Origin of the sequence: Mesorhizobium sp. M4A.F.Ca.ET.090.04.2.1 (assembly GCF_003999085.1) — a bacterium.
Taxonomy (GTDB): Bacteria; Pseudomonadota; Alphaproteobacteria; order Rhizobiales; family Rhizobiaceae; genus Mesorhizobium.
In genome coordinates, this window is sequence record NZ_RZOT01000364.1 from 1 (window position 1) to 6,222 (window position 6,222).

Consider the following 6,222-nt stretch of genomic DNA (forward strand, 5'->3'; position numbering starts at 1 on the left):
GGCATGGGCCGCTCGCGCGGCACGATCCCGATCCAGATTGCCGGCAACGTCAAGCATGGCGGCCTGTTCGAGACGGCCTTCGGCCTGACGCTGGGCGAGATCGTCGACGAGATCGGCGGCGGCACGGCTTCCGGGCGTCCGGTGAAGGCGGTGCAGGTCGGCGGTCCGCTCGGCGCCTATTTCCCGCGCGCGCTGTTCGACACGCCCTTCGACTATGAGGCCTTCGCCGCCAAGGACGGGCTGATCGGCCATGCCGGCCTCACCGTGTTCGACGACACCGCCGACATGCTGAAGCAGGCGCGATTCGCCATGGAGTTCTGCGCCATCGAGAGCTGCGGCAAGTGCACGCCCTGCCGCATCGGATCGACGCGCGGAGTGGAGGTTCTCGACAAGGTCGCCTCCGGCATCGAGGCGGAGAAGAACCTCGCACTGGTCACCGACCTCTGCAACACGATGAAGTTCGGATCGCTGTGCGCGCTGGGCGGCTTCACGCCCTACCCGGTGATGAGCTCGATCACGCATTTCCCCGAGGATTTCAAGCCGGCGCCTACGCGCGTGGCGGCTGAATAGGAGCTGGCAGATGAACATCAAGGCCGACTTCCCATCGCTCATCGAAGAGATCGACTACGGGACCCCGGAATCGAAGGCTGAGAAGCGGATCACGCTGACCGTCGACGGCCGCAGCATCAGCGTGCCGGAAGGCACCTCGATCATGCGCGCGGCGATGGAAGGCGGGGTCGAGATCCCAAAACTCTGCGCCACCGACATGCTGGACACTTTTGGCTCTTGCCGCGTCTGCCTGGTCGAGATCGAAGGGCGCGGCGGCACCCCAGCCTCCTGCACGACGCCGGTCGGCGAAGGCATGGTGGTGCGCACGCAATCCGAGCGGCTCGACGCCATCCGCCGCGGTGTCATGGAGCTCTACGTCTCCGACCATCCGACCGGCTGGAACGAGCAGGCCGGCACCGGTGCCAGCGAATTCGACGCGGTGGCGAAGTCGGTCGGCCTGACCGAGAACCGCTACGGCATCGAGGGCCGCAATCACGTCAAGCAGGAAGACGGCGTCGCGCCCGGGCATGGCTCGCTGGCCGTCGACTACATCGCCCGCGACGAGTCCAATCCGTATTTCACCTATGATCCGGCACAGTGCATCGTCTGCTCACGCTGCGTGCGTGCCTGCGAGGAAGTGCAAGGCACCTTCGCGCTGACCATCGAGGGCCGCGGCTTTGAATCACGCATGGTCGCCGGCATGCATGAGGATTTCATCACCTCCGAATGCGTCTCCTGCGGCGCCTGCGTGCAGGCCTGTCCGACCGACGCGCTGCGCGAGAAAACGGTGCTCGAGAAGGGAATGCCGGAGCGCTCGGCCGTCACCACTTGCGCCTATTGCGGCGTCGGTTGCTCGTTCAAGGCCGAGGTGAAGGGCGACGAGGTGATCCGCATGCTGCCCTACAAGGATGGCAAGGCGAACCACGGACACTCCTGCGTGAAGGGCCGTTTCGCCTATGGCTACGCCACCCACAAGGACCGCATCCTGTCGCCGATGATCCGCGAAAAGATCTCGGATCCCTGGCGCGAGGTGAGCTGGGAAGAGGCGATCGCCCATACGGCCAAGGAATTCCGCCGTATCCAGTACCAGTACGGACGCACAGCGATCGGCGGCATCACTTCCTCGCGCTGCACCAACGAAGAGACCTACCTCGTCCAAAAACTGGTGCGCCAGGGCTTCCGCAACAACAATGTCGACACCTGCGCCCGCGTCTGCCATTCGCCGACCGGCTACGGGCTCGGCCAGACCTACGGCACCTCGGCCGGCACGCAGGATTTCGACTCGGTCGAATTCACCGACGTCGCCGTCATCATCGGGGCCAATCCGGTTTCCGCCCATCCGGTGTTCGCCTCGCGGCTGAAGAAGCGGCTGCGCCAGGGCGCCAAGCTGATCGTGCTCGATCCGCGCCGCACCGAGATGGTCAAGTCGGCGCATATCGAAGCGGACTATCACCTGCCGCTGAAGCCCGGCACCAACGTTGCCGTGCTGACGGCGCTGGCGCATGTGATCGTCACCGAGGGCCTGTTCGACGAAGCCTTCATCCGCGAGCGCTGCGACTGGGCGGAGTTCCAGGACTGGGCGTCCTTCGTCGCCCTGCCCGAAAACAGCCCCGAGACTGTCGGCAAACTGTCCGGCGTCGACCCTGAGCTGATCCGGGGTGCTGCGCGCCTCTATGCCAAGGGCGGCAACGGCGCGATCTACTACGGCCTCGGCGTCACCGAACACAGCCAGGGATCGACCACAGTGATGGCGATCGCCAACCTCGCCATGGCCACCGGCAATATCGGCCGGCCGGGCGTCGGCGTGAACCCGCTGCGCGGCCAGAACAACGTGCAGGGCTCCTGCGACATGGGTTCTTTCCCGCACGAGCTGCCCGGCTATCGCCACATCTCCGGCGAAGCGGTGCGCGACATCTACGAGAGCCTGTGGGGCGTGAAGCTGGACGACGAGCCGGGTCTGCGCATCCCCAACATGCTGGACGCCGCCGTCGACGGCTCCTTCAAGGGCATCTACATCCAGGGCGAGGACATCCTGCAGTCCGATCCCGACACCAAGCATGTCGCAGCCGGGCTCGCCGCGATGGAATGCGTCGTCGTGCACGATCTCTTCCTCAACGAGACGGCGAACTACGCGCATGTCTTCCTGCCGGGCTCGACCTTCCTCGAGAAGGACGGCACCTTCACCAACGCCGAGCGCCGCATCAACATGGTGCGCAAGGTTCTGGAGCCGAAGGCGCGCTATGCCGACTGGGAAGCGACGCAGGAGCTCGCCCGCGCGATCGGGCTCGACTGGAACTACCAGCATCCTTCCGAGATCATGGACGAGATCGCCAAGACGACGCCGAGCTTCGCCAACGTCTCCTTTGAGTTGCTCGACCGTGTCGGCTCGGTGCAGTGGCCCTGCAACGACAAGGCGCCGCTCGGCACGCCGATCATGCATGTCGACGGCTTCGTGCGCGGCAAGGGCAAGTTCATCCGCACCGAATATGTGGCGACGGACGAACGGACCGGGCCGCGCTACCCGCTGCTGCTCACCACCGGCCGGATTCTCTCGCAGTACAATGTCGGCGCGCAGACCAGGCGCACCGACAACGTGATGTGGCATGCCGAGGACCGGCTGGAGATCCATCCGCACGACGCAGAGAACCGCGGCATTCGCGAAGGCGACTGGGTGCGGCTGACGAGCCGTTCCGGCGAAACCACGCTGCGCGCGCTGATCACCGACCGCGTCTCGCCGGGCGTCGTCTACACGACCTTCCACCATCCGGACACCCAGGCCAACGTGATCACGACCGACTTCTCGGACTGGGCGACCAACTGTCCGGAATACAAGGTCACCGCCGTGCAGGTGGCGCCGTCCAATGGGCCGACTGACTGGCAGAAGGACTATAACGAGCAGGCCCGCCAGAGCCGGCGCGTCCTTCCGCTGGAAGCGGCGGAGTAGTCTTCGCCGGAGCTTTTATCGGCCCCGTCATTCCAGCCCTCTCCATTAAGAAGAGGATTTCGATCACTACTACGGGAGGAGTTTTTGGTGACCAGCAAAGAAGCTCACAACAAACTCCTCGAACTGTGCAGCCGGCAAAGCAACGAACTCAACGACTACCTTATTGAAATTCAAAGCCAAGTAACAAGTGCCGAATTTTCGAGCCTCCGCCTTATGGTTGGATTAATATTAGGCAATGGCTTTATGCCGGCGTTTGAAGAAATTGGGCAGAAGTTCCCGGAGTTGAAGTCTGGTTGGATGAGATAGTGACAAGCCGACCCGCTATAACCCAAATCTCTCGTCTCGCGCGTCGCGCCGGCGGCACTGCGGCTGCGAACCGGATGGTGCCGGAGGAGACACCGGTGGCATTCTCCTATGCCGGCACCACGCATGCGGTGATGATGGCGAGCCCCGCCGATTTCGAGGATTTCGCGCTCGGCTTCTCGCTGACCGAGGGCATCGTTGCCGACCCGGCAGAGATCGAGGCGATCGAGGTCGAGGATCTCGGCGCCGGCATCGACATCCAGATCCGGCTGAAGGACAAGGCCAACACGCGCTTCCAGGCGCGGCGTCGCAGGCTTGCCGGACCGGTCGGCTGCGGCTTGTGCGGCATCGAATCGATCGAGGAAGCGATGCGCTCGGTCGACGCGGTCGGTTCGTCGAAGCTTACGCTTGAGGCCGAGGACATCACCCGCTCGGTCAAGCGCCTGTCGAAGGTGCAGCCGTTGCATACCGAGACCGGCGCGGTGCACGCCGCCGGCTTCTACGTGCCGGGCAAGGGCATCGTCATGGCGCGCGAGGATGTCGGCCGTCACAACGCACTGGACAAGCTGGCCGGCGCGCTGGCCAGGGCCGGCATCGACGGTTCGACGGGCGCCGTCGTCGTGACCTCGCGGGTCTCGGTGGAGATGGTGCAGAAGACGGCGGCAATCGGTGCGGCCATCATCATCGCCGTTTCGGCGCCGACGGCACTTGCCATCCGCACGGCCGAGGCCGCCGGCATGACGTTGGTGGCGCTGGTGCGCGGCGAAGATTTCGATATTTTCACCCACCCAGACCGGGTGGTTTCCGGAGTTGCCAAGCATGTCGCATGACGAAGATCACATCACCAGCACCAGGGAAAAGCTGGTGCGCATGGCCAACCAGATCGCAACCTTCTTCGATTCCAAGCCGCGCGAGGAAGGCATCACCGGCGTCGCCGAGCACATCAACAAGTTCTGGGAACCGAGGATGCGGCGGCAGCTGTTCGAGATGCTCGACAACGGCACCGAGACGTTCAACGAGCTAGTGGTGGCCGCCTCGGCAAAGATCAAGCGGCCCAAGACGTCCGAACAGGCCGACACGAGCATCGGTTACACCGGGCCTGCGCAAGGCGAGAACGGTGCCTTGCACAAGTAACGCGGCCGTCGCTCCCGTTCACCATAGGCCTTATATTTTAGCTCTCTAAAGTTTGTCTGCCGCGGACGGCATAGCTCTGCTATGGTCGACGACAAGAAATCGTCTGGCCGGCGGGGTGTTGCGTGAGGCCGATCGAGACCCGGTACGCCCGTAGCGGCGATGTGCGGATCGCCTATCAGGTGGTCGGCCAGGGCTCGTTCGATCTCGTCTTCGTGCCGGGCTTCATCTCCAACCTCGACCTGCAGTGGGAGGATGAGGGCTACAGCCGTCTGCTGAAAAGACTTTCGGCCTTCTCGCGGCTGATCCTGTTCGACAAGCGCGGCACCGGCCTCTCCGACCGCGTCGACAGCCGCCACCTGCCCAGCCTGGAAACCCGCATGGACGACGTGCGCGCGGTGATGGATGCCGCCGGCAGCGGCCGCGCGGCGATCCTCGGCGCCTCGGAAGGAGCGCCGATGGCGATGCTGTTCGCGGCCACCTATCCTGAGCGGACACGGTCGCTGGTGCTTTATGGCGGCTATGCGAATTTCCACAGATGGGTGATGCCGCCAGAGCGTCTCGAGGCCTTCATCGCGACGACGGAAACGGCGTGGGGGACCGGCGCCACGCTGCCCAATTTCGCGCCGGGCCGGGTCGACGACCCGCATTTTTCGCAATGGTGGGCGCGGTTCGAGCGGCTGTCGGCGAGCCCGACGGCGGCCGCAGCGCTGGCGCGCATGAATGCCGGCGTCGACGTGCGCGGCATCCTCAGCACGATCAGCGCGCCGACGCTCCTGATCCATCGCCGCAACGATGTGCGGGTCGACCCCGACGCGAGTCGCTTCCTTGCCCGCAAGATCCCCGGCGCTCGGCTGGTTGAGATCGCCGGGCGCGACCATCCGGTGTGGACCGGCGACGTCGACCGCGTGGCCGACCTGATCGAGGAGTTTCTGACCGGGGAACCGGCGGTGGCCGACACCGAGCGCGTGCTCGCCGCACTGCTGGTGACGCGCATCTACGACACAGCCAAGCTCGGCGACCGCATGTGGAGCGAGCGCAGCCAGCGCTTCCAGGAAACCTGGCGGCTGCTGGTCGGCCGCCATGGCGGGCGCACCGCCGGCACGCATGGCGAGTTGATGGTCTCGCGCTTCGACGGGCCGGCGCGCGCCGTGCGCTGCGCGGCGGCGCTGCGCGAGGCGGCGCAGCAGATCGGCGTGGCGAGCGCGCAAGGGGCGCATGTCGGCGAGATCGAGCTGCGCGGCCAGCCGGTCGGGCTGACGGCGCGCGTGACCATGCAGCTCGCCAGCCATGCC

At 65.3% G+C, this 6,222-nt stretch carries 6 protein-coding genes; all 6 read left to right on the forward strand.

Annotated features, from left to right (window positions below; genetic code table 11):
- The coding region (locus EN781_RS22750; protein WP_281034389.1) for an NADH-ubiquinone oxidoreductase-F iron-sulfur binding region domain-containing protein at positions 1 to 570 on the forward strand (570 nt) is incomplete at its 5' end.
- Between the two features lie 10 nt (positions 571 to 580).
- Positions 581 to 3,493: a formate dehydrogenase subunit alpha gene (gene fdhF, locus EN781_RS22755; RefSeq protein ID WP_126056758.1), complete on the forward strand. Its 2,913-nt coding sequence runs from the start codon at positions 581 to 583 to the stop codon at positions 3,491 to 3,493.
- A gap of 87 nt (positions 3,494 to 3,580) precedes the next feature.
- The gene (locus EN781_RS22760) at positions 3,581 to 3,799 is read left to right on the forward strand and encodes a hypothetical protein (protein ID WP_126056759.1); all 219 of its coding nucleotides are present in this window, start codon (positions 3,581 to 3,583) and stop codon (positions 3,797 to 3,799) included.
- Positions 3,799 to 4,626, forward strand: a complete 828-nt coding sequence (gene fdhD / locus EN781_RS22765) for a formate dehydrogenase accessory sulfurtransferase FdhD (RefSeq protein WP_189347747.1) — start codon at positions 3,799 to 3,801, stop codon at positions 4,624 to 4,626. Before EN781_RS22760 ends, fdhD begins: the two co-directional genes overlap by 1 nt.
- Complete coding sequence (locus EN781_RS22770; RefSeq protein WP_126056760.1) at positions 4,616 to 4,930, forward strand: formate dehydrogenase subunit delta; 315 nt, start codon at positions 4,616 to 4,618, stop codon at positions 4,928 to 4,930. The genes fdhD and EN781_RS22770 overlap by 11 nt, the downstream gene beginning before the upstream one ends.
- A gap of 122 nt (positions 4,931 to 5,052) precedes the next feature.
- Positions 5,053 to 6,222: alpha/beta fold hydrolase (locus EN781_RS22775; protein ID WP_127400357.1), on the forward strand; the 1,170-nt coding region annotated here is incomplete at its 3' end.

What these genes read in the sequence shown, in the direction of transcription:
- EN781_RS22770 (WP_126056760.1), top strand. Translation starts at nt 4,616, where the DNA reads ATGTCGCATGACGAAGATCACATCACCAGCACCAGGGAAAAGCTGGTG.
- fdhF (WP_126056758.1), top strand. Translation starts at nt 581, where the DNA reads ATGAACATCAAGGCCGACTTCCCATCGCTCATCGAAGAGATCGACTAC.